General features: G+C 28.7%; 23 protein-coding genes and 3 pseudogenes. 7 read left to right on the top strand and 19 right to left on the bottom strand.

Going from position 1 to position 25,817, the window contains the following annotated elements:
• Window positions 1–96 precede the first annotated feature (96 nt).
• The 3 genes from CC89_RS16930 to CC89_RS16940 form a co-directional block, all read right to left on the bottom strand.
• Complete coding sequence (locus tag CC89_RS16930; protein WP_035294677.1) at window positions 97–1,830, bottom strand: phospho-sugar mutase; 1,734 nt, start codon at window positions 1,828–1,830, stop codon at window positions 97–99.
• Window positions 1,831–1,876: 46 nt separating this feature from the next.
• Window positions 1,877–2,893 (bottom strand): LacI family DNA-binding transcriptional regulator, encoded by a 1,017-nt coding sequence (locus tag CC89_RS16935; RefSeq protein ID WP_035294186.1) that lies wholly within the window; start codon window positions 2,891–2,893, stop codon window positions 1,877–1,879.
• 200 nt (window positions 2,894–3,093) lie between these two features.
• Window positions 3,094–4,266: a MalY/PatB family protein gene (locus tag CC89_RS16940; protein WP_035294188.1), complete on the bottom strand. Its 1,173-nt coding sequence runs from the start codon at window positions 4,264–4,266 to the stop codon at window positions 3,094–3,096.
• 639 nt (window positions 4,267–4,905) lie between these two features.
• On the opposite strand from CC89_RS16940, the gene CC89_RS16945 reads away from it, so the two are divergent.
• On the top strand, window positions 4,906–5,466 hold the full coding sequence (locus CC89_RS16945; RefSeq protein WP_051931935.1) for a peptidylprolyl isomerase PrsA family protein: 561 nt from the start codon (window positions 4,906–4,908) through the stop codon (window positions 5,464–5,466).
• Between the two features lie 193 nt (window positions 5,467–5,659).
• Here CC89_RS16945 and CC89_RS16950 read toward each other — a convergent pair whose 3' ends face one another.
• The 4 genes from CC89_RS16950 to glyA all read right to left on the bottom strand — a co-directional run bounded on the left by CC89_RS16950 (window position 5,660) and on the right by glyA (window position 10,378).
• Window positions 5,660–6,097 (bottom strand): ACT domain-containing protein, encoded by a 438-nt coding sequence (locus CC89_RS16950; protein ID WP_035294190.1) that lies wholly within the window; start codon window positions 6,095–6,097, stop codon window positions 5,660–5,662.
• Between the two features lie 149 nt (window positions 6,098–6,246).
• Window positions 6,247–7,203, bottom strand: coding sequence for an L-threonine 3-dehydrogenase (locus CC89_RS16955; protein ID WP_035294192.1), 957 nt, complete (start codon window positions 7,201–7,203; stop codon window positions 6,247–6,249).
• Between the two features lie 128 nt (window positions 7,204–7,331).
• Window positions 7,332–8,525 carry a glycine C-acetyltransferase gene (locus CC89_RS16960; RefSeq protein ID WP_035294193.1) on the bottom strand — a complete coding sequence of 398 codons (1,194 nt, stop codon included), beginning with the start codon at window positions 8,523–8,525 and terminating at the stop codon, window positions 7,332–7,334.
• A 611-nt stretch (window positions 8,526–9,136) separates the two neighbouring features.
• Window positions 9,137–10,378, bottom strand: a complete 1,242-nt coding sequence (gene glyA, locus CC89_RS16965) for a serine hydroxymethyltransferase (protein ID WP_035294194.1) — start codon at window positions 10,376–10,378, stop codon at window positions 9,137–9,139.
• A 368-nt stretch (window positions 10,379–10,746) separates the two neighbouring features.
• On the opposite strand from glyA, the gene CC89_RS16970 reads away from it, so the two are divergent.
• Together CC89_RS16970 and CC89_RS16975 are read left to right on the top strand one after the other, a co-directional pair.
• Window positions 10,747–10,953: a hypothetical protein gene (locus tag CC89_RS16970; protein WP_035294195.1), complete on the top strand. Its 207-nt coding sequence runs from the start codon at window positions 10,747–10,749 to the stop codon at window positions 10,951–10,953.
• Between the two features lie 436 nt (window positions 10,954–11,389).
• On the top strand, window positions 11,390–11,914 hold the full coding sequence (locus CC89_RS16975) for a GNAT family N-acetyltransferase (protein WP_035294198.1): 525 nt from the start codon (window positions 11,390–11,392) through the stop codon (window positions 11,912–11,914).
• A 318-nt stretch (window positions 11,915–12,232) separates the two neighbouring features.
• Here CC89_RS16975 and CC89_RS16980 read toward each other — a convergent pair whose 3' ends face one another.
• The 6 genes and pseudogenes from CC89_RS16980 to CC89_RS17000 form a co-directional block, all read right to left on the bottom strand.
• A complete protein-coding gene (locus CC89_RS16980; RefSeq protein ID WP_035294201.1) occupies window positions 12,233–12,442 on the bottom strand; it encodes a heavy-metal-associated domain-containing protein in 210 nt (69 codons plus the stop codon).
• Between the two features lie 195 nt (window positions 12,443–12,637).
• Entirely contained in the window at window positions 12,638–13,228 is a 591-nt protein-coding gene (locus CC89_RS16985; protein ID WP_035294679.1) for a peroxiredoxin family protein, read from the bottom strand.
• Between the two features lie 186 nt (window positions 13,229–13,414).
• Window positions 13,415–13,720 (bottom strand): annotated as a pseudogene (locus CC89_RS16990) (RNA-guided endonuclease InsQ/TnpB family protein); the annotation flags it as partial.
• Between the two features lie 128 nt (window positions 13,721–13,848).
• Window positions 13,849–14,705 (bottom strand): annotated as a pseudogene (locus tag CC89_RS16995) (RNA-guided endonuclease InsQ/TnpB family protein); the annotation flags it as partial.
• Window positions 14,692–14,888: pseudogene (locus CC89_RS19660) on the bottom strand (MerR family DNA-binding transcriptional regulator); the annotation flags it as partial. The pseudogenes CC89_RS16995 and CC89_RS19660, both read right to left, overlap by 14 nt.
• A gap of 90 nt (window positions 14,889–14,978) precedes the next feature.
• Window positions 14,979–15,674, bottom strand: a complete 696-nt coding sequence (locus CC89_RS17000; RefSeq protein WP_035294207.1) for a cytochrome c biogenesis CcdA family protein — start codon at window positions 15,672–15,674, stop codon at window positions 14,979–14,981.
• A 398-nt stretch (window positions 15,675–16,072) separates the two neighbouring features.
• On the opposite strand from CC89_RS17000, the gene CC89_RS17005 reads away from it, so the two are divergent.
• Entirely contained in the window at window positions 16,073–16,612 is a 540-nt protein-coding gene (locus CC89_RS17005; protein WP_185750792.1) for a biotin transporter BioY, read from the top strand.
• A 300-nt stretch (window positions 16,613–16,912) separates the two neighbouring features.
• Here the strand turns inward: CC89_RS17005 and CC89_RS17010 are convergent, their stop codons facing one another.
• Entirely contained in the window at window positions 16,913–17,896 is a 984-nt protein-coding gene (locus CC89_RS17010; protein ID WP_035294211.1) for a helix-turn-helix transcriptional regulator, read from the bottom strand.
• 291 nt (window positions 17,897–18,187) lie between these two features.
• Between CC89_RS17010 and CC89_RS17015 the strand changes: the two genes are divergently transcribed.
• Both CC89_RS17015 and CC89_RS17020 read left to right on the top strand, forming a co-directional pair.
• Window positions 18,188–18,397 carry an aspartyl-phosphate phosphatase Spo0E family protein gene (locus CC89_RS17015; protein ID WP_035294213.1) on the top strand — a complete coding sequence of 70 codons (210 nt, stop codon included), beginning with the start codon at window positions 18,188–18,190 and terminating at the stop codon, window positions 18,395–18,397.
• Window positions 18,388–18,939, top strand: a complete 552-nt coding sequence (locus CC89_RS17020) for an MEDS domain-containing protein (RefSeq protein ID WP_035294215.1) — start codon at window positions 18,388–18,390, stop codon at window positions 18,937–18,939. The genes CC89_RS17015 and CC89_RS17020 overlap by 10 nt, the downstream gene beginning before the upstream one ends.
• A gap of 28 nt (window positions 18,940–18,967) precedes the next feature.
• Here CC89_RS17020 and CC89_RS17025 read toward each other — a convergent pair whose 3' ends face one another.
• The 5 genes from CC89_RS17025 to CC89_RS17040 all read right to left on the bottom strand — a co-directional run bounded on the left by CC89_RS17025 (window position 18,968) and on the right by CC89_RS17040 (window position 25,000).
• Window positions 18,968–20,101 carry an SEC-C metal-binding domain-containing protein gene (locus CC89_RS17025; RefSeq protein ID WP_035294218.1) on the bottom strand — a complete coding sequence of 378 codons (1,134 nt, stop codon included), beginning with the start codon at window positions 20,099–20,101 and terminating at the stop codon, window positions 18,968–18,970.
• A gap of 248 nt (window positions 20,102–20,349) precedes the next feature.
• Window positions 20,350–20,592 (bottom strand): DUF1904 family protein, encoded by a 243-nt coding sequence (locus CC89_RS20115; RefSeq protein WP_286161399.1) that lies wholly within the window; start codon window positions 20,590–20,592, stop codon window positions 20,350–20,352.
• 560 nt (window positions 20,593–21,152) lie between these two features.
• Window positions 21,153–21,992, bottom strand: a complete 840-nt coding sequence (locus CC89_RS19665) for a hypothetical protein (protein ID WP_051931937.1) — start codon at window positions 21,990–21,992, stop codon at window positions 21,153–21,155.
• 486 nt (window positions 21,993–22,478) lie between these two features.
• A complete protein-coding gene (locus tag CC89_RS17035; protein WP_035294220.1) occupies window positions 22,479–23,774 on the bottom strand; it encodes a uracil-xanthine permease family protein in 1,296 nt (431 codons plus the stop codon).
• A gap of 431 nt (window positions 23,775–24,205) precedes the next feature.
• Entirely contained in the window at window positions 24,206–25,000 is a 795-nt protein-coding gene (locus tag CC89_RS17040) for a class I SAM-dependent methyltransferase (RefSeq protein ID WP_035294223.1), read from the bottom strand.
• 263 nt (window positions 25,001–25,263) lie between these two features.
• Here CC89_RS17040 and CC89_RS17045 point away from each other — a divergent pair, with 263 nt between their 5' ends.
• Window positions 25,264–25,809, top strand: coding sequence for a 5-formyltetrahydrofolate cyclo-ligase (locus CC89_RS17045; protein ID WP_353601548.1), 546 nt, complete (start codon window positions 25,264–25,266; stop codon window positions 25,807–25,809).
• The last annotated feature ends 8 nt before the right edge of the window (window positions 25,810–25,817 follow it).

Genomic DNA, 25,817 nt, shown 5'->3' on the forward strand with positions numbered 1-25,817 from the left:
ATTTAAAGACGTGGAAGATAACGACAACTTCACCATTGGATAACACCTTCTAAATTTTATCTGAAATAAAATTCCATATAAAACTTAGAATTTTATTTACTCTATAGAATAAAGTTTATTTAATATGTGTTCAGACATGCCTTTTAAAGCTTCTTCAGCCGCTTTTAAAGAGTCTTTTTTAACATATATATATAATTTTATCTTTGGTTCTGTACCTGAAGGTCTTAATGCATACCAAGAATCATCTTCAAATGTAAATTTTAAAACATCTGATGTAGGTATATCTACCTTAAAAATCTCTTCAGTTACTAAATTCTTTTCTTCTCCTATTTTAAAATCTATATATTTAACGAGTTTTTCTCCACTTATTTCATTAGGGTAACTCTTTCTATATTCCTCCATCATTCTTCCAATTCTCTTACTTCCTTCTATACCTTCTAAAACTATGGAAGTGGAAAATTCTCTATAATATCCAAATTCTTCATAAACATCATTTAATATATCTATTAGTGTTTTTCCTTGTTTTTTATAATATGCTGCTGCTTCACACAAAAGCATTGAAGTTATAACTCCATCTTTATCCATTACAAATCTTCCAGTGGTATAACCTATACTTTCTTCATATCCAAATAAAAATTTGTAATTTTGTTCCTTTTCTAACTTTTCACCTAACCCACATATATTTTTAAATCCAGTTAGACACTGGAATGTTTTCACTCCATACTTTTCAGCAATAGCCATGCCCAAATCACCAGTAACTACTGATTTAACAATAACACCATTGTCTGGCAATGTTCCTTTTGCCTTCATTCCTTCTAATATATATTTAATTAAAAGTGCTCCGGTTTGATTTCCGCTTAAGGCCAAATATTCACCATCTATATTTTTTATCATGGTAGCCACTCTATCACAATCTGGATCTGTAGCAATTAATAAGTCTGCCCCTACTTTTTTTCCAAGAGATATAGAGTATTCAAAAGCTTTTATATCCTCTGGATTTGGATATTCAATAGTAGGAAAGGTTCCATCAGGCATCTCCTGTTCTTTAACTACATTTATGTTTCTAAATCCTCTTTCCCTCAAAACTCTTCTTACGGGTATGTTTCCAGCTCCATTTAGTGGTGTATAAACCACTACTATGCCTTTGTCTATTTCCTCTTCTGAAGCCCTTATAGACAATTCTTTAACCTTATTTATATACTCATCATCTATTTCTCTTCCTATTATATTTAATAAGCCTTTTTCTATAGCTTCTGTTTCTTCCATTTCATTTATACAAGAGAAGTTTTCTATTTTAGAAATTTCCTCTGTTATGCTTTCTGCTGCATTTGTAAGTATCTGCGCTCCATTTTCTCCATATACCTTGTATCCGTTATAATCCTTTGGATTATGACTAGCAGTTATAACTATACCCATGGCAGTGTTCAATCTTTTTACTGCAAAGGAAAGCTCTGGAGTAGGCCTTAAATCCTCAAATAAATATGCCTTTATACCATTCCCAGCTAAAACTAGTGCAGTGTATTTTGCAAATTCTTTTGAAAAGAGTCTGCAATCATAAGCAATGGCAACTCCTCTATCTTTATATTTCTTACCCATTTTACTTATGTAGTTTGCAAGTCCTTGAGTAGTTCTTTTTATTATATATTTGTTCATTCTATTAGTGCCTGCGCCTATTTTTCCTCTTAAGCCTGCTGTACCAAATTCTAAATCCTTATAAAATCTGTCTTGTATCTCTTCTTCATCTTCAGCTATATTCTTTAACTCCAGTTTTATTTTATCGTCAAAATAATCGCTATTAAGCCATTGATCATATAGTTCTTTATAACTCAACATAGACACTCCTCCTCTTATCAACTATAAAATTGCCTTTTAACCATTATTTAAACCTTTCTGATCCTTTTAGTAAAAGCTTTGGATGCAAGGTTATTCTATTAACTTGAGTTTTTTCTTTATCCTTTAAATTTTCCAAAAGTAATTCCATAGCTGTTCTACCCATTTCTTCTGTAGGCGTTGAAATAAAACTTATATTCATTCCAAGAATATTTAAAACTTTTAGCTCATCAAAAGCCACCATAGCCATATCTTTAGGTATACTAATACCATGCTCATTAAGTGCTTTTATACAACCCAATGTCATCATATTATTGCTAGAGAAAATGGCTGTAGGTCTCTCTTTCATATTAAGAATTTCTTTGGTCAATTTATATCCACTTTCTTCTTTGTAATCACCATAGAAAATGTATTCTTCCCTTATATCTATATTATTTGCAGCTAAAGCTTTTTTATATCCAATAAGTCTATCTTTTGCAGGCTTAGAATTAATTCTACCTGTTATTATAGCTATTCTATTATGCCCTTCTTTTATAAGAGCCGCAGTACCTTCATAGGCACCCTTTATGTTATCTACAAATACACCACTAAAATTTGAGTATTTAACATCTCCATCTAAAAGCACAATAGGTATTCCTAGGTTTTCTAGGGTATTTAAGCACTCGCTATTGAAATCATTTTCATTAGACGTAGGTGAAACGATTATTCCCTCTATTCTTTGTTCTCTTAATAACTGTAAAGCCTTCAATTCTTTATCTGGGCTTTCATCTGTGTCACATAGTATCATGTTTAAATTGGCAGCATCCACTACTTTTGATATTCCCTTTATTAATTCTCCGAAGTGTGGGTTGTTAATATCTGGTACTACAACACCTATTACATTAGTCTTCTTTTTTGTTAAGCTTCTAGCTATAGCACTAGGTGTGTAATTAAGTTCTTTTATTGCCTGTACTACTTTTTTCCTAGTTTCTTCTTTAACATAACCTGAATCATTTAAAACTCTAGAAACTGTTGCTAAAGATACTCCCGCCTTATCTGCTATATGCTTTATTGTAACTGCCATTTTAAATTCCCCCTTAATATGTTACCGCTTTCATAATTTCAGTATACGTCAATTTTTTTATAATTTCAAGCATATTTTTATGTAATTTTTCAACTTGATAATCTAACATAAAATATCAATTATCAATGATCAAGCATCGCTGAACATTGATAATTGATAAAAATAAATATTTTTTAAATGCAAAATGTAGAATGTAAAATTTAAAGTTTATTAGCTTCTTTTTCTATTCTTTCTAAGGCTTCTTTTAATATGATTCTAGGGCAAGCTATATTTACCCTCTGGAACTTTTCTCCTTCTTCTCCAAACATTATTCCATCGTCTAGACCTAGTTTTACTTTTTTAACAAAGAATTCTCTCATTTCTTCACCATTCATGTTTAATCCTGAACAATCAACCCAAACTAAATATGTGCCCTCTGGCTTAACAACCTTAATTTTAGGTATTCTTTTTTCTATAAAACTAATTAGAAAATCTAAATTTCCTTTTAAATAATCTATAAGGTCATCAAGCCACTGTGCACCTGAATTATATGCAGCTATTAATGCTTCACAACCAAAAATATTAGGATCATTTATGGCTAAATTCTCTAATTCTATACTAAATAAATTTCTAAGCTTATCATTAGGTATTATTATATTAGATGTTTGGAATCCAGCTATATTAAATGTTTTACTTGGTGCTGTGCAAGTTATAGAATTTTGAGCAAATTCCTCACTTATAGATGCAAATACTGTGTGCTTATTTTCTTTATATATAAGATCAAAATGTATTTCATCAGACACCACTAATACTCCATGTTTTAAGCAGATTTCTCCTAAAGCTGTTAATTCCTTCTTACTCCATACTCTTCCCACAGGATTGTGAGGATTGCATAAAATCAGTATTTTAGTTCTATTAGTTATCTTCTTTTCTAAATCTTGTAAATCCATTTTATATGTAAAGTTCTCGTATTTTAAAGGATTTTTTACAACTGTACACCCAGTGTTCTTTATGGATCTAGCAAAAGGATGATATACAGGTGTTTGTATGATTACATGATCTCCAGGCTTTGTAAATGCCCTTAATATGAAATTCAAAGCTGGTACTACGCCTGGAGTAAACTTTATCCATTCACTCTTTATATCCCATTCATGACGTCGTTTCATCCAATTAATTACTGCCTCATTATATTCCTTACCTCTAAAGCTGTATCCAAATATTTCATGATTCAATCTTTCTTTTATAGCCTTTGTTATCTCCTCAGGAACTTCAAAATCCATGTCTGCTACCCACATAGGTATAACGTCTTTATCCCCGTACATTTCTTCTAGAAGATCCCACTTAACACTTTTTGTATGAAGCCTGTCCACTATTTTATTAAAATCATATGACATTTATAACACCCCTCATCTAATAAATTTATAACATTCAAAACACTGCTGTTAACTTATCTATTATTTATTATCTACTCAACTTTCGTGCATAATTTAAAGTTATGATTAACCCACAATAAGTATTACATTGCTTGAATTATGAAATTTCTCTGGAATGAGTTGCATAAGAAGCGAAGGAACTATTTAAATTTAATTTTAGAAATTCTTCTTTTAGACAGATAAAATTATCGTAACCCTTAAAAGGACGCCAGGCTAGCGAACCTGAGGCAGGACGCTGAATGTGAGCGTTAGATAATTTTATATGGCTAAAAGATTAGAATTTCTTAAATTAAATTTATTGTTCCAAGTTCTTATGCAACTCATGGAGGAGAAATTTCATAATTCCATTACATTCTACCTTATTGTGGGTTAATCAAGTTATACATTGTTTTTTAATTTAAAATATAGAATGTAAAATAAGAATTCTATTACTCATATGCAAATTGCAAGAAAATTGACTATAACTATCTACTATTTATTTTAACATATATTCCTTTAAATCTTTTATTCTTTTCACAATTTTATCACAATTACCCCATACTTTAACCACAGATACACTTTAATATATATATATAAACTAAAAAACAGGAGGTTTTAAATATGAAAAGAAAAAACTTATTATTAACACTATCTATGTGTACCATGTTAGCTTTAGGAAGTACAGTATATGCCACTAGTGCAAATAACTTAAATACTTCAAAACCTGCAGCAGTTGAAAATAATAACTCACAAAAATCATATAATGAAACTGGACTAGGTTTGCGCAGAATAACAGGCAAAAGAGGATACGACTTCATCACATCTGTAATTAAAGATAAATTAAAAGTAAGTGATGAAGAAATAAATAAAGCTTTAGCTGAAGGAAAAACATTAGTAGGTTTTGCTAAAGAGAAAGGATTATCAGAAGAGGATCTCAAAAAAACCTTAGTAGACAGCAAATCAAAAGCAATTGATGAAAGCGTAGCTAAAGGTGATTTGAGTAAGGAGGAAGGAGAAAATATTAAGAACAAAATTAAAGAAAACTCTAAAAACTGTACATTAGAAAATAGAAACAGCAGAAAAAATTCTTCCCAAAGACAAGGTGGAAGACGAGGTAATGGCGGAATGGGGCAAGGCAGAAGTCAATGTACCAATGGATATAATAGTAATTCCCAAATTTAAAGAGTAATCACAAGGGGCTGTTGCATTGAAGAATTCACATACAATATATATTGTTTTGCAAGTTTAAAGTTAACACAATATATCATAGTATTTCTTCTTAGTGCAACAGTCCCTATTTTCACTATATATACTTGTTTCCAACCATTTTGGAATTACCACATATTGCATAACGTTTTTGCTCTATATGTTTTATTTACTCCATAGCTATCAAACTTACTTTTAATACATTCTTCAAATTATTTATTCCTTCTAAAAGTTTATTCATTTCCACGTCCATATCAGATATGTTAAAAGTTACAGTTACATTAGCAGCATTATTTATAGGTATATCTTGATTTATAGTTAGTATATTTCCATTGTGCCTTGCTATCTCATCAAGTATTCCTGAAAGAGTTCCCTTTTGGTTTTCAAGTAAAAGTCCAATAGTAACCTTTTGTCCTTTTACACTTTCAGATAAGGAGAAAACAAAATCTTTATACTTATAATAGGTACTTCTACTTATGCCAACTACCTTTACTCCCTCTGATATATCCTTTACCTTTCCTATATATAATAGCTCTTTAAGTTCAACAACTTTTGCAAATACTTCTGGAAGAACTTTTTCATCTATTATAAAATACTTACTTCCCAACTAAATCTCTCCCTTCATAAAATAACCATAATGACATTAAAAAATCTATATTTTACTATTATAGCATTTTATAAAGTTAATAAAAAGTACATTGCTGATGGATTTTCATCCTGCAATGTACTTTTTTGTAACTTAATTAAAATTTTTCATTATTTAATGTTTAATTTAACTTTTAATTTTTCTAACATATCTGTTGTCATAGAAGCTAAATCATATTTTGGATTAAATCCCCATTCTTCACGAGCTGCGGAATCATCTATGGAATTTGGCCATGAATTAGCTATTGCTTGTCTAATAGGATCTACATCGTAAGTCATTTGGAATTCTGGAATGTGTTTTTTAATTTCTGCTGCTACATGTTCTGGTGCAAAGCTCATAGCTGTTATGTTAAATGCATTTCTATGCTTTAATTTTGCTCCATCTGCTTCCATTAATTTAACTATAGCATCAAGAGCATCTGGTATATACATCATATCCATATATGTTCCTTCTCCTATAAATGAAGCATATTTTTTATCTTGTAGAGCTTTGTAGTATATATCTACTGCATAGTCTGTAGTTCCGCCACCTGGTAATGTCTTGTATGATATTAATCCTGGGAAACGAACTCCTCTTGTGTCTACACCAAATCTCTTAAAGTAGTAGTCACATAAAAGTTCTCCTGAAACCTTTGTTACGCCATACATAGTTTGTGGTCTTTGTATCGTGTCTTGTGGTGTTTTATCTTTTGGTGTTGATGGTCCAAAAGCACCAATTGAACTTGGTGTAAAGAATGAACAATTTAATTCTCTAGCAACTTCTAGTGCATTAAATAATCCACCCATGTTTATATTCCATGCAAGTACTGGTTTTGCTTCTGCTACTGCTGATAATAATGCTGCTAAGTGTATAATTGAGTCAACATTATATTTTTTTGCAATTTCTCCCATAGCTTTTCCATCATTAACATCTAATATTTCAAATGGACCTGATTCTATTACTTCATTTCCTTCAAGTTTTCTTATGTCTGTAGCTACAACGTTATCATTTCCATAAGTATTTCTTAATTTCATTGTAAGCTCTGAGCCTATTTGTCCCAAGCATCCTGTAACTAATATTTTTTTCATTAGAGTTCTCCCCTTACTTATTTTAATATTTAAAATGTAATATTTAATGTAATATTTAGAATGTAGGTTCAAATTCCAAAGGAATTTTATCCTTCAATTCTTAATTCTCAATTCTTAATTCTCAATTATTATTTTATAACCCCAAGCTCTTTACCAACCTTTGCATATACTTCTAGTGCTTTGTCAAGCATTTCTTTTGTATGGTCTGCTGTTGGCATATTTCTAACTCTAGCTGTTCCAAGAGGTACTGTTGGGAATACTATTGATTTAGCATAAACTCCCTCTTCTCTTAATCTAGCACTGAATTTTTGTGCTGTCTTTTCATCTCCAATTATACATGGAGTTATTGGAGTTTCACTGTTTCCTATATTAAATCCTAATTCTTTTAACCCCTTCTTTAAGTAATCTCCATTTTTCCATACTCTATCAACAGCTTCTGAACTTTCCATTAATATATTGATAGCTTCTATTACAGCAGCTGCAGCTCCTGGAGTCAATGAAGTTGAGAATAAAAATGGTCTTGCTCTTACTTTTAACCAGTCAATTAAATCCTTGCTTCCTGTTACACATCCTCCTACAACTCCTAATGCTTTTGATAAAGTTCCTATTTCCAAATCTACTTTTCCTTCAAGTCCAAAATGACTTACTATACCTTTACCTTTTCCAAGTACGCCTTCACCGTGAGCATCATCAACATAAGTTATTAAATCAAATTCTTCTGCTATTTTCACTATTTCTGGAAGCTTAGCTATGTCTCCATCCATAGAGAATACTCCATCTGTTATAACCATTATCTTATTGTATAATCCACTTTCCTTAGCTTCCTTAGCCTTCTTTCTTAAATCATCCATGTCTGAGTGGTTAACTCTTATTATTTTAGCTTTAGAAAGTCTGCATCCATCTATTATAGAAGCATGGTTTAATTCATCTGATAATATAGCATCATGTTTATCCATAATAGCTTGAATTGCACCAGCATTGCAGTTAAATCCTGATTGGAAAGCTATAGCGGCTTCTGCATCTTTAAGTTCTGCAATTTTTCTTTCTAATTCATCATGTATATCTAAAGTACCGTTTATTGTTCTAACTGCACCTGCACCTACTCCATATTTATCTACAGCTTTTTTTGCAGCTTCCATCATTCTTTTGTTTGTAGCAAATCCTAAATAGTTGTTAGAGGATAAATTTATAAGGTCGTTACCATTTATTTTTATTATTGATCCATTTGGACTTTCTAGTGATTCTATTTGGTTATACAATCCTTTACCTCTTAAATCCTCCAATCCTTCCTTTAAAAAACTTTCTAGACACTTACTTCCCATAATACTATACCTCCTCAAATTTAATATATAATTAAGTCTATCCATTATTAGCGCTTAAACACATAACTCTGCTTGTATAATTTAACCTTATAAATGTATGCCTATTCACCTATTATGTTGAAATAAATCTTAGTCATAAAATACAAAGCAATAAAACGTTTTCTATATCTTAAAAAAATATATATTGTTTTTCTTTAAAAGACACATATTATATTTTGTTTTCTTAAATTTATTTTACCAAACATTTTATATAAATCAAATAGAATTTTTATTAAAATTCATAAATTTTAGTATTATATCTTTTTAAAACTTGATTATAATATATTTTTTTACTACTTTTATGAATTTTCAATTCTAAATCTCCAATTCATAATTCCCAATCACCACTTATTATTTAAATACTCAACTTTCGCACATAAAATTCAAGCTCTACATTAGATGAATAAAGGTTTTTAATTTAAAATTTAGCATGTAAAATGAATAATGTTTTTATTACTTCCTTATATATCGTAAAAAAAGGAATAGAGCTCTAATATATAAACCTCTATTCCTTAAATTTCTATATGTTATATGTTATTTTTGCTATTGTTGATATTGTTGCAAAACTAGTATTATTTTAATCCCTCATACAATGGATATTTTTCGCATAGAGCTGCTACTCTCTTATTTAGTGGCTCTAAATCTTCTCTGTTTTCTATTGCTTTAGCAATTATGTCAGCTATTTCTACCATATCTTCTTCTTTCATACCTCTTGTAGTAACAGCTGGTGAGCCTAATCTTATTCCACTAGTTACAAATGGACTTTCAGTTTCAAAAGGAACTGAATTTTTGTTTGCTGTTATATGAATCTTGTCTAATAATATTTGAGCTTCTTTTCCTGTTATGTTCTTATTTCTTAAGTCTACAAGTACTAGATGATTATCTGTACCACCTGAAACTAAGTTAAATCCTCTATCTACAAGAGCTTCTGCCAAAGCTTTAGCATTCTTCACTACTTGTTTTTGATATTCCTTAAATTCATCTGATAAAGCTTCTTTGAAGCATACTGCTTTTGCAGCTATTATGTGCATTAATGGGCCACCTTGAGTTCCTGGGAATATAGCTTTATCTATAGCCTTAGCAAGTTCTTTCTTGCAAAGGATTACCCCTCCTCTTGGTCCTCTTAATGTTTTATGAGTAGTAGAAGTTACTATGTCAGCATATTCTACTGGATTTGGATGAAGTCCAGCTGCTACAAGACCAGCTATATGAGCCATATCTACCATTAAATATGCTCCAACTTCATCTGCAATTTCTCTAAATTTAGCAAAATCTATTATTCTTGGGTAAGCACTAGCTCCTGCTACAATAACCTTTGGTTTATTTTCTACAGCTAGTCTTCTAACTTCTTCATAATCTATTCTTTGGTCATCTGGATCTACTCCATAAGATACTACATTAAAATAACTTCCTGATATGTTAACTGGACTTCCATGAGTCAAGTGTCCACCATGAGATAAATTCATTCCTAAGATTGTATCTCCTGGTTTAATAATAGCAAAATATGCAGCAATATTAGCACTTGCTCCAGAGTGTGGCTGAACATTTACATGTTCTGCTCCAAATATTTTCTTAAGTCTTTCTCTTGCAAGGTCTTCTATTTCATCTACGAATTCACATCCACCATAATATCTCTTTCCTGGATAACCTTCTGCATACTTGTTTGTTAGGTGGTTTCCCATAGCTTCTATAACTGCTGGACTTGCAATATTTTCTGAAGCTATAAGTTCAATATTTCCCTTTTGTCTTTCTAATTCTTTCTCCATTAATAGTGCTAATTCATTATCTTGTTCATATATTAGCTTATCTATCATTATGGTTCCCTCCCCTAAAATAATATAAAAATAAATTAAATTTCTACAATTAAAATTATACTACGTTCTTAAAATTTATTCTTTGCTGAATTTTAAGAAAATTGTTTGTATTTTTACATTTCTCTTAACTACCACGATATTTTATATATATAACCTTATTTTTCTCCTTTTTTCATTTGATACCTTCTTTTAATGCAATATTTTGCTGCATAAAAATCGTATATTTTTTAGTATTTTTAAGATTCACATGCAAATAATTCATATTTATATTAATTATTAAGATTATATATTAAGGTATATTTATACGTCTACAAGTAAATAATAGTATTAAATGAAAATTATACATAATATTTCTGGAGGCGGTGCTGTTGAATAATAAAATTTCACAAATGATTAAAGAAGGGTATAAAATTTTAGAGTTCAAAAGAAATGTAGACTTAATAACCAATGAAGAATATGGCGTTATTGAACTTAAAGCCCTAGACGGATACATAGAAAGACTTAATATTACCGATAACCAAGCAGATGAAGTAGAAAAGGTTGTATTTAAATATCTTGAAGAAGATATGCAGTGAACTGGCATTTAAACGCAAATAGTAACTTATTCATAAAAAGTTCACTTTCCGATTTCCTTATTCAAAGATAATATATAGCCTTATTTTTTTACGGGCAAGAGCACTTTGCCCGTCTCCTCTGCCTTAGAGTACTAATAATACATTAGAAAACTTATACCTCTTATGTTAAAATTATTTTAAATAGTTTTTTTATTTCATATGAATCATGTAAATCATATGAATCATAATTTTTTTACAAGGCATATGAAAAGACACCAAGTCAAAAATGTTAGTATATTTTGTGTCAAACAAGAAAACAGTTCTCCATCACTAGTAAGACTATCGACGGGTTCTTTTGAAGCAATATGACCCAAAATAGACTAACATACTAACTTATTATTTATTTGAATGTGTCTAAGATTAATATAACTCATATTGGCAGCAGGGAGGATTTGTTATGAAAATAATACAAGCATCCATAGATGATTTAAAAGAAATTATGCATTTAATTGAACTTTGCGTTAAGAAAATGAATGAAGAAGGTTCTAATCAATGGGATCAATCTTATCCTAATAAAGAAATAATTAAAGAAGATATTGACGCTGGATATTTATTTGTTGCTAAATTTAATAATAAAATTATAGGAATAGTGGTATTAAATCATATTGAATCAAAAGAATACAATGAAATTAATTGGACTGATTCCCATGGTAAAATAATTGTTATTCATAGAATGGCTGTAGATATAAACTGGCAAAGAAAAGGTGTGGCAAAAGAGTTAATATCTTTTTCAGAAAAATTTGCACGAAATAACAAATTTACTTCCATTAGAACTGATACCTATATAGAAAATATAAAAATGCAATCTATGTTTAAAAAATTAGGTTACAAAAAAGTAGGACAAGTATTTTTTAATAATGGAAAAACTAAACCATTTATATGCTTTGAGAAAGTTCTCCTCCATGACTTGCATAAGAGCTAGTAACAATAGATTTAAACAGTTCCTTTGCTTCTTATGCAAATCATTCCAGAGAAATTTCATAATTCAGGTAATATAATGCTTTTTGTGGGATAATCATACAATAGAATTCACAATATTTTTTAAAGTTCAACAACCTACTAGCTCTAAATAGTGTTGTCCCAATTGTTTAGAATTCAAACCAAACTATTGTGAATTCTATTGATAGTATAAGAATAGATTAATTATATATGTTTTAAAAATTCAAAACAAACTGTTATTAATTTTATTGTCAATAAAAATTAAGTTTCATATTTGAAATTTCTAAATCCATAATTTTATTTAAGAAATTTCTATTACTTCATATCCTGCATCTTCTACTGCATTTTTTAGAATATTATCTTCTATATTCTTTTCCATTTCTACTTTTACTGTCTTTAACTGTAAATCTACCTCTGCGTTTTTTACCCCTTCTAACTCTTCCAAAGCATCTTTTACATGTTTTACACAGTGCATGCAGCTCATGCCTTCTACTTTTAATGTTTTTTTCATATTTACATCCCTCCAAAATTTTTATTTTTTATTGCTAAACTTAGTATATATATTTTGTGAACTACCCCACCCACAAGGATACGAGGTTTTACGAGCTGAATTATAAAATCACAATTTTAAATTAAAAATTATATTTGTATTTATTTTATTAACCTAATATAGTACTTGAAAATTATGTGGAAAATTTAATCTATTTTACTTTATAAAATCCTTCATCATATATATTTCCATAGCTCCTGTAGTCCATTTTATAAGCTTACCATTTTCATCAATTAAGTAAGTAGTTGGTATGCCTGAAACACTATATTTTGAAGCCACTTCTTGTTTTTCATCTAATAAAACAGTAAAATTTATATTATTTTTATTTACAAAATCTGCTACTTTGCTTTTACTTTCCCCTATATTTACAGCCAATATAACTATATTAGAATCTTTAATTTCCTTTTGTAACTTTATCATGTCTGGTATTTCACTTTTACATGGTCCACACCAAGTAGCCCAGAAATTCAAAAATACCTTTTTACCTTTAAAATCGCTTAGTTTTACAGTTTTACCCTCAATGTCCTTTAAAGTAAAATCTGTGGATTTATAATAATCTGTAGTTTCTTTAGCTTTATTATCTTTTTGTTCCTTAACTGATGTGTTTTGCGATTTTCCTTTTTCCTTTTGTTTATTCTGTACTATATTATTTGCATTTTTGTAGGAATTAGTATAAACTTTCATTCCGTAAACCGCTGAAATTATCGCTATCACTAGTATGGTGGTTAAAATATACTTTTTTTTCATTTCATCCCACAAGATACTTATTAAGTCCTTGCATCCTGCTACTCAAAATATGGTCAAATGTATCCATATTGAGATTCTTACTGCTTCAACGTACTCTGCCTTGCCTAAGCTACTACAGTTTGTATAGCACTCCACAGTCGTTAATTCCCCAAATAGCCTTGGGTACACATATAAGTGCTTGTTTAATTAAGCTATCTTATATTCTTTAGCATTGGCTAAATTTATTGAAGCATTTAAATCTCTATCAATAGAAAGTCCACAACTGCATTTATAAACTCTATCAGATAGTTTTAAATCTTTCTTATATGCTCCACAACAGCTACACATTTTACTACTTGGATAGAATCTATCAACTATTCTTACTTCAATATTATTTTGTTTGGCCTTTAAAATAAGCTTAGTTCTAAATTCATAAAACTTTTGCCCAGCAACCGCTTTAGCTAAATGTCTATTCTTCATCATTCCACTTACATTTAAATCTTCAATAGTTATAAACAGAACTCTTAGCTTCAGATGGAGTTTTTACTCCATCTGAAGGTTAGAGATCGTTATCCAGGGACGTAGCTGCCGTTATCTCCCACTTTGTTAGAAGTGGGAGTGTTACGGCAGGTAGTCATCAGATAAAACTTGGTTTTTGTTTTATTAACTCATTCACTGTTTTATTTATGTAATCAGTTCTTATATCTGTAAGTCTTTGATGAAGCTTTTGTACCTTGACTATTTGTTTTTGGATATTTTGACGAGTAGCTTCTCCTTTCTCTTTTTTATTTCTTAATTTTAAACTTTCATATTTCCTTGAAAGCTTTCTTTGCTCACGTTTTAGTTTCTTTTCTTCTTTTTTAACTGTTTTAGTTTTGTTAATATTCTTTTTAGTTAAGCCATTATTACAAATTGCAAAATCTTTTAGTCCAAGGTCTACGCCTACTCCTTCTGAGTAAGGTTTATTATCTACTTTAATAGCTTCTTCAACTAAAATTGAAACAAAATATCTATCTGCTTTTTGACTTACTGTACCACTTTTAACTATAGCGTTAACTGGAATGTAACCAAATTCTTTTAATCTAATCCAGCCTAAAGTCGGAACTTTAACCCTATGTCTTTCAATAGTCCAATCTGTTTTATTATTCTTTGGAAAGTAAGCTTTAACATCTTGATTTTTCTTTTTCTTAAATTTAGGAAAGCCGCTTTCCCCTTTAAAGAATTTCTTAAATGCTTTTTCTCCATTCATAATGGCTTGTTTAGTAGCTTTGGAAGACACTTCTTTAATCCAAGCTTTATCAGGATGATTAGGAATATATTTGTTATTAAGCCATTTAGAAAAATCCATACCACTAATAAATTTTTTCTCTTTTTCATACACTTCTTTATTATGAGCAATATAAAAATTGTATATGAACCTACTTACACCAATAGTTTGATGAATTTTAGTTATCTGTTCTTCTGTTGGTTTAATTTCTATTTTGTATGCTTTTTTCAACTTCTTCATCTTCCTTTATCTTTTTCTTATATTTTCTTTGTATTGCTCATAAGTATAATATCTCCTATTTGTTGGTGTTCTAAATGCTTTTAATATTCCTTCGTTATCCCATCTTTGCAATGTTCTAACTGATACATTAATTAATTCTGCAAATTCATTTGGTTTATAGATATTATTCTTCAAATGTACTCACTTCTTTTTCATAAGTACATTTACAATATTTAATTACTTTTATCTATATTTTAAATAACTAAAGGTATCCTCCCTTCTATTTTAAAAATTTAAATAGTTGTTTAAAATTATTAGTTTATTAGTAAATATCATTGTTCCCATGAAAATAAGAACCGCGCCACTTACAAAACTTATTATAGGAAAATACTTATATATTTTCTTTAAATACACGCTTAGCTTTTGTATTAATAAAGCCGTAAGGAAAAATGGTATAGCCATACCCAAAGAATAAAATACTAACAACAGTACACCTTTACTTACACTATTTGTACTTCCTGCATAAATCAATATAGAAGACAGTATTGGGCCTATACATGGTGTCCAACCCGTTGCAAAAGCCATACCTAATATTATGGATCCAAAGGTACCTTGAACCTTTCTTAAATTTAAAGCTCTTCTTTCCCTATATAGTGTTTTTATTTTTAATATTCCCATCATATGTAGCCCAAATACTATAATTAATACTCCTCCTGCTTTTCTAAAAATATCTCTATTATTTGAAAGAGCTTTTCCTATACTACTTATGGATACCCCCATTAATATAAATATTATTGAGAATCCTAAAATAAATCCAAGAGATTTTTTTATTACAGTTATTTTATCTTTTCCTTCATTTATCTCTTCTATACTCATTCCCGTTAAGTATGTTATATAGGCTGGAATGAGTGGTAAAATGCACGGAGATAAAAAAGAAAGTACTCCTGCAGAAAAAGCTAACAATATATTTACATCCTTCATGTTTTACCTCTCCTTTTGTAAATTACCCCCACGTAGTATACGGGGTAATTCTATTATATATTTTAAATTAAAGTTTTGCAATATACAATATAAAGATTCATTTTTCCTTTACAATATTATGATTAAACCACAAAAAGGTGCAATGTGTTGAAATTATGAAATTTATGTGCCCAAATTAAATTAACAAAATGCACTAGCTCATTTATATTGACAAAAATCATATGCTGATATATATTTTATTTGTAAACATTATTTAATTATTAGGTTTACAATGTATTTATAAACTGATTAACCTACAATAAGGTACAATGTGGTGGAATTATGAAATTTCATAATTCCAGTAATGTAATGCTTTTTGTGGGATAATCATAACCTAAATTAGAATGGAGAGATGTTTTTTGAAAACAAGAGATATTACTTTAGTAGCCTTATTTGCATCACTTATGGTAATAGGTGCATATTTATCTATACCCACTCCCTTTGTTCCAATAACTTTCCAAGCATTCTTTGCCTGTTTATCCGGTGCTCTGTTGGGTGCTAAATTAGGTGTTTTATCACAAATAGTGTATATTTTATTAGGTCTTATTGGACTTCCCGTTTTTCAAGGAGGAAAAGCAGGACCAACTACAATAGTCCATCCAACCTTTGGATATATATTAGGCTTCATGGTAGGTGCTTACATAATAGGTAAATTGCTAGAAAAAAGAAAAACCACTTATAAAAATTTATCTATAAGTATAATTATAGGTCTTATTATTATGTATATGTTTGGAACAATTTATTTCTACTTTATAATGAATTTCTATATGAAAAACCCTATAGGAATAATGAAGGTTATAAAAATCTGTGTAGCACCTTTTATAATAAAAGATATTCTTTTAAGTGGTATAGCAGCAATTATAGCTAAAAAAACTCTACCTGCTATAAAAAAATTATAACTTCCACACAACACTTTATTTACACAACACTATTTACCTGGTATTATTTTATAATATTTAGCAATTAAACCTTTAATTTAACATAAAAAACGCTACTGTTAAGGCAAAGAATTCTCCATTCCTATACTTTAGCTGTAGCGTTTTATAAAAAATTTGTGAAAACCACCATCGCTTGTCTCAGTGGTAGTTAACTAATTATCACATTAAAAATATACTAATTTGTCAATTTCATCTCCTATATGCATCTATAAGATTTTTGTCAACTTAGTTTATGAACATACTTATCTTTTTTTGCGAATTTTATTCATGAACAGCTTTATCTATTTTGTACAGCTTCATCATATCTTTAGATATGTTTTTAAATTCTTCTCTCAATTCCTTAGGCTCTAACACTTCAGCACCTGCTCCAAATCCTAATAACCATAATTTTATTCCTAAGGTTCCATTAGCTACAAATTCATATACAAAATAATCCTCATTATGTTCAAGCAAACTGCCTTCAATCATATTTTTCTCTGTTACTACATTGTAGAATTCTTGACTAAATTTAACTTTTACTGTTGTCTCTTCTCCACCATACATATACCAAGTTCTTTTTAAATAATTGTACACATTGAACTCATCACTTTTTACACCTGACTCTTCCAAAATATCTACTTTTCCTATTCTATCTAGTCTAAAGTGTACAAGTTTTTCCTTATCCTCTGGTTTTCCTATTATATAGTACTTGCCAAATTCACATGCAAAGCTATAAGGAACTATTTTATGAGTTTTATGATTGCCTACAGCAGATCTATAGGTGAATTCTATCTTTCTTTCGTTTGTTATAGCTCTTCTAATTTTATTTAAATTAAAAACTATAGGTTGATCATTACATTTATCATTCTTCTCAGTATGAAGCATTTTACTTAACTTCTTTGATTCCTCTTCTGGAAGCAGACCCAATAACCCATTTTTTATTATATTCATCTTTGTTTCCATAAAATTTTGAGATTCCACTAATGTGGCTAATATTAGATTTACATCATCAGCAGTAATAGTTTGTGTAGACTTTAATAATCCTAATGTCCCCTCTCTTTCTATCATATACCTAGATTCACTCTTATTGTATGTTATTTCTGCATCCCATTCTCTTTCTAATTCCCTCTTATAATTTCCAATAGTCTTAGTTGATACCTCAAATATATTTGAAAGTTCTTCTTGGGAAGCTGCCTCTCCTGATTTAATCAATCTAAACATTTCTAATAATTTTCTTGATTTGCTGTACTCAGAATACGGAAGCACATGAATCACTCCTGTCATAGAAATCTTACAAAACTTAACACTTAAATAAATTATATCATAGTTTGTCTTGTTATTTCCATAACTGTGGCATAAACACTAATCTAATATTTAATGATTCAGTATTTAATAGTTGAATTTTTAATAACTTTACATTTAAATATAATTTTAACTAATTTAGGTTGTTTTTTTAGAAAATTCCCTTGAAAATTAACATATTTTAGTATAAAATTGGAAATATACACTTGAGATTTTCATTTATCTTAAAATTATATTAATGAGAGGTATTATTTTATGTTTCTCAATTCAACTAATGATATGCAATGTATAAGACAGAACATTGAAAGCACTCGCTTAAAACTCTATGAGCTTCTAGAAGATCCTTTAAAGAATCCCATAGATGCAGATGTAATAGAGCTTAGCCAAACACTAGATGAATTAATAGTAATTTATTTAAAAAAATCATCTAATAATAGGGGGGATAATAAAGTATTATGTCGTTAAATGGTGTTTTTGGTTCTCATTCAGCCTTTTACTACTACAGCAAAGAACATTTGTTTATTAATCTATTGCAATATATAAAAAATGCTTTAGATAATAAGGAGCTTGTTTACATCTTAATGAACGAAAATAAATTTAAAGAACTTTCATCTTTTTTTGTTGCGCAAAACGTTCCTATGGATAGCATTCTTTTCTTCACAGACAGAAGCTTTAATGATATTACCGCTGACCTAAACATGGATGATATTAGAAATAGCATGCGTGACATATTAAATTCAGCTACCCTTAAAGGTTTTTCAGGCATAAGATTTATCGAAGATTGTTCACATATAATCAGTATTACATCAAAGGAATTTTTCTTAGAGTTGGAAAGGAATCTTACTAATTTAATTAAAAGTAATAAAATCTCTTTATTATGCACCTATGATGTATACGAATACATTCAAGATTCTAATGAAAATCACATTATAAGCAAAGAAATTATAACTAATTCTATCCACTCACATTCACATCTTTTAAAAAACTTTAAACTTTATGAAGTATGAAAAAAAACCATATAATGCTTTTTAAGCATCATATGGTCTTTTTTGCTCCGCAACACTTCTTGTATTTTTTTCCACTTCCGCAAATACAAGGGTCATTTCTTCCTATTCTATTATGTTTTATTATTGTAGTTCCTTTATTACTCTGTATTTTATTTATCTCAGAAGGAGTGTATCCTTTTAAGTTCCACATTATTATCTTATTATAAATCTTACTAACAGAACTTATAAATCTATTGATTTCATTTAGATTTTTAAAATTAATAAATTCAAATAAATTTTTTAAAGAATCTTTTAAAGGCCATCCATTTCTTATTTCTATAGTAAGTTTTTTAGTAATTCTTCTTGCTTCTTCCTCGCTAATTTCCTTATTCTCTAATAACAAATTATATATTTCTTTTTCACTTCCAAATAATACATCATTACATACTTCATACACCATATCCATGGTTACTGGCAAATAATCACTTTTAATTTTACTTTGTTGATGAATTATATAAAAAGGCTTTTCTACTTCTTTTAAATATATAATTCTCTCTTCACTATTATATTTATAAAATGAATTCTCCACACTAACAGCTTCTATTAGATAATCATAAAAATCAATTTTTTCGCAACATAAATTTATAGTTAACCTATGTGCATATTCTATATCTAAAACACCATAATAATATAGCAAGCCTCTTATTATATTAATCCATAATTTATTACATTTGGATTCCTTAACAACTGATGAATCTAAAATGATTTCTCTTATAGGTAGTATTAAATCCTGTGGTATTGCCATGACCTTTTCTGTGCTATTTACAGTTCCTGAAAACGCTATTCCATTATATCTATATTTTATAAGTATATCTATCATTTCTTCGTTATATAGATGAACCCCTTTGTTTTTCACTAGATCTTTTAATATTTCCTTTTCATTATTATTAAGTTCATTTATTTTCTTATCTAAATTATCTAGTATTCCCTTTTCTAACTCTATAATTAATTCTTGTTTTTTTAAATTACTTATGCCTTTAAGACCAAGATTTTTCCTTATTTCATTAAGCTCTTCCTTAGTCATACTTGTTAAAAAATCTTTTAAATTATAATCTTCTTGTATCTTATTAAAAAGTTTATTTTCTAGTTTGCTATATGAATCTAAGGTAGCATCCTTATTCATAATTCCTCATCCTTTTCATTTCTTTAATTTATAATTGTATTTTTGCTTTAATTTATTATTATAATTTATAATTGTATTCTTAATTTGATTTATCATCCTAATTTATAATTGTATTTCCATTTGATTTATTACCTTAATTTTTAATTGTATTCTTGATTTGATTTATTATTCTAATTTATGGCTTTAATTTATGGCTTTAATTTATAATTATATTTTTTCGATTACATCTTTCATTGTTTTTGTACAACCTAAAAATGTTCTCCATTTTCATAGTAATCTTCTGTATTTAAACTCTTAAATATAATATCTACATCCTTGTACCCAGCTTCATGAACATATTTAGTTATTATCTTAGCTGTCTTATCCTTTATGTCTTGACCTCTATCAAACCAACTTACCTCTATAAAAGGGTAATTTGAAGGAATTTCTCCATCAGTTATAAACTCTGCCTTTAAGCATTCTACTGTAAAATAATTTCTGGGACAACCAATTAATTCTTGAAGTTAATCTATCATATTCTTGCATATTAATTGCAAATGAGCTTTTTTAATATTTTTAGTTCTTATTTGTGGCATGGTATACCAATCCTTTCTTTCTATAATAACAATGTATAACGGCAACAAAAATTATTTTAACATATAAAAGCATAGGAGTGCCACTAAAAATTTTAAAGTATACTAAAATCGTATTACCTTTTTACAAGAAATTCAGGCACACTTAATGGAACAATGGTGACGGAGTCATAATTTTCAGTAGTCCAGTGAACCAATAATTAGAGAACTACGTGACTAGGGGGCTAGCGGCTAGGAGATCAGGGGGCTAGGAAAAGATAGTTTTTGTTTATTACATTATGAAAAATTTTAAAATATAAAAAATAGAGGATGTAATTTCATATTGTAAAATTACATCCTCTATTCTAGTTCTTCTCTAGTTCTTCCAAATCTTTTATTGGCCATAGTCAATCTAAATATTATAGCTAAGGCATATATATATGAAAACATTGCTGTGCAATAAAATGTACTAAATTTTAATTATTATTTTAATAAATAAACTACTTTCTCATAAAGAATTGCATTTTATCTGTAGTCTCTGATTGTACCGTAATAGGTCTTTTATGATAAGTTACATTATCTTTTGCAGATAGAGCATCTACTACATATCCATTCTCTTTCTTTGAATTTTCCCATCCCATAAATATGTATGTATGACTTGGAACACCTGCTATACCTACCGTATCAATAGCAAATACTATATCACCTTTCCTTAAATCATTAGCATTAGTACTTTTCTTCCATCCTAGTTTTTCTAATTCTTTTACCAATGTATCTGTTCTAGATACGCTAGTAGGTATATTTATACCATTGGCTTTCAATATAGATACCATGTATTTTATGTTAATTCCTTCATATTTTCCACCTGTTAATGAAAGAGCGGATTTTAATATGTTTTTTCTATCTTCTTCCTTATCTAAAGAACTGCCTATTTTCTCATAATATGTTTTTTCTTCTTGCTTTACTTCTTTTACCTTTGGCTTTTCATTTTTATTTGTAGCAGTATTGTTTTTGTCATTTTTTACTTCTGCCTTGTCTTGTGTTTTTGCATTTTTAATAGCTAAATTTTGTTCTTGTTTTTGCTTTTGTACAACTTTAGTTTTATTAGCATGTCTACTATATGATATTGAGCTTATACATAATACAAGAAATACAGTTAAAAATGCACCTATTATAACTGTTATAGCTGTATTGTACTTTAGCTCTCTTTTAAGTTCCATTTCTTGCATTTCTTTAATATACTTTTCACATTCCTCTATTTGTACATCACCTTTTTGGGTCATCTTCTTTATTTTATCTTTATGAAGTTTTTCTAAAACATCAAATTTGTCTTTGCTCATGATTACACTCCTCGAATTTTATTTACTTAAATATTATATCATAAAGTTTTGCATATATATTTTCTATGCTTATAAATTTTAATGGAATACACTACAAATATTACCTCTAAACTAAATCATACATTGTTTAACTAATACGTTTTACATTAATATTATAATTCAATCGCATCTATATTAAAACTATAAATAGCAATTAAATTAGTTAATTTTATTTAACATTTTGTAAACAATACAATTTTACTGTGCACTTTTTGATATTGTATTCGAGAATTAACTTAAACTGTATTTTTTTATAATTTTAAAATTCAGTTTATTAATAAATTTATATTCTAATATATACAAAAAAACACTGACAAAAATTACTTGCCAGTATTTTTTATTTTTCTATTATAATTTATACTTTTTATTTATATTTTTTTATTTTGACCATGTACTATATTATTTGATGAACTCATCTAATCAACTATTTTATTAACTTATTAAGTACTAGGCATTTTCTGTAGCTTTCTTATTAAAAGCATTTAATACTGCATTTAGTATAACTCCTACTATAGCTGCAAAGCTTAATCCTGATATTTTAACTGTTTCTGTTATTGGTATTCCTATAGTTATTCCGAAATGTTTTTCTATTATTCCACTTCCAAATCCTAATACTAATATTATTGCCATTACCACTATATTTTTTACATTCATTTTTACCTTACTGTTTTTTATAGTTTTTACTCCTATTAAAGATATCATACTGAATAACATTAAACTTATTCCGCCCATTACTGGTACTGGTATACTTTTTAATACTGATCCTACTTTACTTATGAATCCTAGAGCTACTGCACATACTGCTGTTAATCTTAATATAGCTGGATTATAATTTTTAGTTATAGCAAGTACACCTGTGTTTTCTCCATAAGTGGTATTAGCTGGTCCACCTATAAATCCTGCAAGCATTGTTGCAAGTCCATCTCCTAATAATGTTCTATTTAAACCTGGATCTTCTATAAAGTTTTTTCCTACTACTTTTCCATTAGTAGTTATATCACCTACGTGCTCCATAAAAACTGCTAAAACTACTGGAGATATAGTTGCTATAGCTTGTATTGAAAACTTAGGCAAATTAAATGCTGGCATTGCCACTAGAGATGCATCTGTTATTAATTTAGTGTCTACTATTCCTAGCCTAAGTGATACTATATAACCTACTGTTACTGCTATTAGTATTGATAACTGTTTTAAAAAACCTTTTGCTGCGAAATTTATTATTAGTGCCGTTCCAAGTGTTATGGCTGCTACTATAAAATTATTTGATGCCATTCCATAAGCTGTTGGTATTAAGTTTAATCCTATTACTATAATCATAGGTCCTATAACCTGAGCTGGAAGATATTTTTCTATTCTTTTTACACCTATTTTCTTTATGAATAGTGATACTACTACATAAATCAAACCTGCCACTATTATTCCACCCTGTGCATAGGATAAATCCCCATTGTACATTTGTTTAACAGATAAAATTACTGGTATGAACGCGAAGGATGAACCTAAAAAAACTGGAACCTTTTTCTTGGTTACCATATGAAATGTTAATGTTCCAAGGCCTGCTGATATAAGAGCTATAGACGGATCAAATCCTGTTACTATTGGTACTAATACAGTTGCTCCAAACATAGCTATTAAATGCTGAAGTGCCAATATTAATTTCATTAAGTTTTCTTTTAATGAACTACTTGAATTTTCTTGCTCTTTTGATGAACTAACCTTTGTTTTAATTACATTTTCTGACATCGTTTATCCTCCTTCTCAATCTCTCTGGATTGAATTAAAAGTTATTATATTATAAAAACCTTCTCGCAAAACTAGCAAGAAGGTTTAACATTTCACTTTAAACATACACGCACTTATATGCACATGTACAAAATATATTTTACTATTCTTGCTAGCCTCACAGGGCTCACTTAAAGATTTATTTTATTTTTCAATATATGATATCACGTATCATATAATATTTCAATACTTATACAAAAATAATTATGAAAAATATTAAAATATCCAATAAAATGTCCAACACCTGTCCCTGGAAATATCCAAAATATCCAACAAAATATCCAACACCTGTCCCTGAATTTTGGAATTTTGAGATTCCGTGTTCTTGCTTCCGCATCACCTGTCCCCAAATTTTGAGAACCTCATACTTGTCCATATTTTTTATAAATATATTATTTCCTTGCGATTATATAATATACCTGTACTAATTCCTTATATTCTCCCTTATAATTAAAATTTTTAAGAGCTCTAACCAAATCCTTCTCAAAATTTTTTAAATTATCCCCTAACAATTCGATATTACAAAATGACGTAGAATAAAGATTTCCTATAATGGATTCTATAGTCCAAGTGTAATTAAACTGGTATATCCCTTTTTTTATGTTTTTAAATCTACATTTTCTCAATACATCCTCATGTTTTATATGCATTTTACGTAGCCAATAAGAATTTTTCCTTTTATCTCCAAGCCAAAATTGTATAACATCTAGAACTGGTTTATGCCACGGTTCACTTAATGACCAAACACTTCCAGTATTACTTCCAAAAATAGCAAAAACCCCCTCTTTATTTAGTAACCTATAATTTAACCTGGCCACTTTATCTCTATTCATCCAGTGAAAGGCCTCTCCACAGGTTATTAAATTAAACTCTCCCAAATTAGGATTTATCTTTTCTGCTGAACAATTAAGCCAAGATATATTTTGTAAATCCAACGTTTTTCTTTGTCTTTCTGCCTCTTCTAACATTTCTCGGCTTATATCTGCACCGATAACTTCTTTAAATTTATCACTTAAAGCAAATGTTAATTTACCGGTGCCACATCCTATATCCAATAATTTTTCATAACTTTTAATATTAGCTTCTTTAAAAAAAATATTTATAACTTCCCTTGGATATCCTATTCTATATTGAGAGTAATATTTTGAAGTAGATTTAAAGGGATCTGTTGTTAATTTACTTCTCACTTTCCACAACTCCTTTAAACTATAGTTACTTTATACTATTTTTAATATTTACTTCAAATTTAGTTATTTTAAAATAAGTAATATATTTTATGTATTATCTATAAAATTATAACATACTACTATACTTAAATTATTACATGTGCTTATTTAATTTTTTTATGATTGTTTTTTGCATACCTTTACACTAACTCTAATGATAAATTCGTGGAACTTATGCTAAAATATATTATATATTAATAATTTTTATCATTGGGGGGAGTATTATGGATAAAAAAAATCTACGCAAATTAATGAAAGAAAAAAGAAATTCAATAACTGAAGCTGCTAGGAATGAATTTGATAATGATATTTTTTTAAAAATAATTAACAGTGACTACTATAAATTATCAAAGGTTATTTTCGTATTTGTTAGCTACAATGACGAATTAGATACTCACAGATTAATAAAGCACGCTCTAGAAAATAACAAGAGAATAGTTGTACCCAAGGTTATTTCAAAAAATGGGCATATGATAGTTATAGAAATTAATTCTTTTGATGATTTAGAGCCTGGTAATTATGGTATTCTAGAACCTAAAAATCACTGTAAAGAAATTTCTTCTAGCAATATAAACTTAGCTTTAATTCCAGGCTTAGCTTTTGATTTAAATGGTGGAAGAATGGGTTATGGTGGCGGATATTACGATCGTTTTTTAAAAACCCTATCGGCTAATTGCCCTAAAATAGGCATTTGTTACAACTTTCAGATAATAAAACAAGTTCCTATGAGTGAACATGATATTAAAATAGATGGACTAATAACAAATTAGTATGAAAA

The sequence above is a fragment of the Clostridium sp. KNHs214 genome (assembly GCF_000744935.1).
Lineage (GTDB): Bacteria > Bacillota > Clostridia > Clostridiales > Clostridiaceae > Haloimpatiens.

What these genes read in the sequence shown, in the direction of transcription:
- CC89_RS16935 (WP_035294186.1), bottom strand. Translation starts at nt 2,893, where the DNA reads ATGGCAGTTACAATAAAGCATATAGCAGATAAGGCGGGAGTATCTTTA.
- CC89_RS16985 (WP_035294679.1), bottom strand. Translation starts at nt 13,228, where the DNA reads ATGAAAAAAAAGTATATTTTAACCACCATACTAGTGATAGCGATAATT.
- CC89_RS17025 (WP_035294218.1), bottom strand. Translation starts at nt 20,101, where the DNA reads ATGAATAAGGATGCTACCTTAGATTCATATAGCAAACTAGAAAATAAA.
- CC89_RS16980 (WP_035294201.1), bottom strand. Translation starts at nt 12,442, where the DNA reads ATGAAAAAAACATTAAAAGTAGAAGGCATGAGCTGCATGCACTGTGTA.
- CC89_RS17045 (WP_353601548.1), top strand. Translation starts at nt 25,264, where the DNA reads ATGGATAAAAAAAATCTACGCAAATTAATGAAAGAAAAAAGAAATTCA.
- CC89_RS17020 (WP_035294215.1), top strand. Translation starts at nt 18,388, where the DNA reads ATGTCGTTAAATGGTGTTTTTGGTTCTCATTCAGCCTTTTACTACTAC.
- CC89_RS17015 (WP_035294213.1), top strand. Translation starts at nt 18,188, where the DNA reads ATGTTTCTCAATTCAACTAATGATATGCAATGTATAAGACAGAACATT.
- CC89_RS16955 (WP_035294192.1), bottom strand. Translation starts at nt 7,203, where the DNA reads ATGAAAAAAATATTAGTTACAGGATGCTTGGGACAAATAGGCTCAGAG.
- glyA (WP_035294194.1), bottom strand. Translation starts at nt 10,378, where the DNA reads ATGATAGATAAGCTAATATATGAACAAGATAATGAATTAGCACTATTA.
- CC89_RS19665 (WP_051931937.1), bottom strand. Translation starts at nt 21,992, where the DNA reads ATGAGCAAAGACAAATTTGATGTTTTAGAAAAACTTCATAAAGATAAA.
- CC89_RS17000 (WP_035294207.1), bottom strand. Translation starts at nt 15,674, where the DNA reads ATGAAGGATGTAAATATATTGTTAGCTTTTTCTGCAGGAGTACTTTCT.
- CC89_RS16945 (WP_051931935.1), top strand. Translation starts at nt 4,906, where the DNA reads ATGAAAAGAAAAAACTTATTATTAACACTATCTATGTGTACCATGTTA.
- CC89_RS17035 (WP_035294220.1), bottom strand. Translation starts at nt 23,774, where the DNA reads ATGTCAGAAAATGTAATTAAAACAAAGGTTAGTTCATCAAAAGAGCAA.
- CC89_RS16975 (WP_035294198.1), top strand. Translation starts at nt 11,390, where the DNA reads ATGAAAATAATACAAGCATCCATAGATGATTTAAAAGAAATTATGCAT.
- CC89_RS16940 (WP_035294188.1), bottom strand. Translation starts at nt 4,266, where the DNA reads ATGTCATATGATTTTAATAAAATAGTGGACAGGCTTCATACAAAAAGT.
- CC89_RS16960 (WP_035294193.1), bottom strand. Translation starts at nt 8,525, where the DNA reads ATGGGAAGTAAGTGTCTAGAAAGTTTTTTAAAGGAAGGATTGGAGGAT.